Origin of the sequence: Paracoccus onubensis, from assembly GCF_003591515.1 — a bacterium.
Taxonomy (GTDB): Bacteria; Pseudomonadota; Alphaproteobacteria; order Rhodobacterales; family Rhodobacteraceae; genus Paracoccus; species Paracoccus onubensis.
In genome coordinates, this window is the sequence record NZ_QZCG01000038.1 from 1 (window position 1) to 2,215 (window position 2,215).

Annotated in this window: 1 protein-coding gene; it reads right to left on the reverse strand. The window is 64.7% G+C overall.

Going from position 1 to position 2,215, the window contains the following annotated elements:
• The coding region (locus tag D3P04_RS23020; protein WP_147391986.1) for a non-ribosomal peptide synthetase at positions 1-2,215 on the reverse strand (2,215 nt) is incomplete at both ends.

Genomic DNA, 2,215 nt, shown 5'->3' on the forward strand with positions numbered 1-2,215 from the left:
CAGATCGCCCGAGCGGTACATGCGCTGTCCGGGGCTGAACGGATTGGCCAGGAAGCGTTCGGCGGTCAGGTCGGGGCGGTTCAGATAGCCCTGCGCCAGACCCGCCCCCGAGATATACAACTCGCCCGCAACTCCAACAGGTACAGCCTGCAAGGACGCGTCGAGAATGTGAAATTGCGCGCCTTTCAGCGGCCGCCCCAAGGTCACTTCGGTGCTGTCGGCCAGATGCGCCAGACTGGCATCGACGGTGAATTCGGTTGGACCATAGACGTTGCAGGCGGCGATGCCCGGTGTTTCGCGCAGGCGTTGCCACAATGCCGGGGACATGCCCTCGCCGCCCAGAAAGACGATCCGGGGGGCGGCGTCGCCCTCCAGCAGACCGCAATTGCACAAGGCTTCGAAAAATGCAGGAGTGCTGTCGATGAACTGGATCTTGCGGTGATGCAGATGCGCCACGAGCGCAGGACCATCCTGCCGGGTCTCGTCATCGATCAGGTCGACCTCATGCCCGGCGGCAAGGACCAGCAATTCCTCGAACGCCGCATCGAATTGCAAAGGCGCGGTCAGGGCGGCGCGCATCGGGCCGTCGATCCCCGCATCGCGGGCCAGCATGCGATACAGCGGCTCTTGCTGATGCGCCAGCATGGCGATCGACGATTGCGACACGACAACCCCCTTGGGCTGTCCGGTCGAACCCGAGGTGAAGATGACATAGGCCGGGTCCCCGGGCCGAATGGGGCGGGGCAGTTCGGCCTGCATCAGCGGGGCGTCGTTTTCGTCAGGCTCATCCTCCAGCGAGATGACCGGGCAGGTGAAATCCAGTCTCTCCGATGCCGGGCCGTGGATCAGTGCCAGATCGGGGTCGAATTCCCTGATCATCTCGGCGGCCCGGGCAGGCGATTGTCCGGCATCGATGGTGACGAATGCCGTGCCGGTGCGGAACGCCGCGAGTATTGCGACGATTGCGCGGTCCGAGCGGGTCATGGCCAGCACCAGTTTGCGGCCCGGTCCGGCGCCCTGCGCCAGCAACGCGCGGGACAGGCGGTTCACGCGAGCGTCAAGTTGCCCCATGGTCCATGACTGATCGCGGAACCGCAACGCCGGAGCGTCGGGAGCAATGGCGGCGCGATCGGCAAAACGTTGCCCCATCAGGCGCCCGTCAAAGCCTGTCTCACCGCCCCGACCAAGTGCCAATACGCGATCCTGGGCAGCCTGGGACATCAGTGCCGGTCGCACGATGGGTTGGGCCGGGTCCTCCAGCATCGCCGCTATCATCGCCGTAAAGCTGTCGCGGATGCGGATCGCCGTGTATTCGTCGAAAATGTCACTGGCATATTCCAGAACCGCCTTCAGCCCGGCAGGGGTGCCATCGGCGGCGGTGGCGTCGAACAGATCGAGGCTCAGATCGAATTTCGCGACTTCGGGCAGAAGGAACAGGTTCTCACTGCGCGCGGAACCCAGATCGGGTGCGATCCGGCCCAGAGGTGTCAGCGACAGCATCACCTGAAACAGCGGATGCAGATCGGGACGGCGAGGCAGGTCCATTCCCTCGACCAGCAGATCGAACGGCAGATCGGCGTGATCGAAGGCGGCCAGATCGGCATCGCGCAGCCGGGTCAGCAGATCGATAAAACCGGGCTGGCCGGAACAGTCGGTCGGCAGCGCCAGTGAATTGACAAACATCCCGATCATGTTCGCCATGCCCGGATCGTCGCGCCCGGCGACGGGCGTGCCGATGGCGAACCGGGTTGAGCCGCCCAACCGGTGCAGCGTTGCCGCAAGGGCCGTATGCAGCACCATGAACAGCGATGCGTGATGGCTGCGTGCCAGACGGTTCAGCCCGGCATGGGTCTGTTCGTCCAGCCGGAAGGACAGGCTGCGCCCCCGATATGTTGGCACTGGGGGTCTGCTTCGATCTGCGGGTAATTGTATCTGCTCGGGGATATCGCCGAGGGTCTTTTTCCAGAAGGCGAGCTGGGTGGCGTATCGCGATGTGGGATCGTCGCGCTGTCCCAGCAATTCACGATGCCACAGCGTGTAATCGCCATATTGCACCGGCAGGGGCGGCCAGTCGGGGGCGTGGCCCTCCAGTCGCGCGGCATAGGCCGCCGACAGGTCCGTGGCCAGCGGCGCCATCGAGGCGCCGTCTGCGGCGATGTGATGCAGCACCAGAAGCAGCACATGATCCTGCTTCGACAGGCGCAGCAGCGTCGCC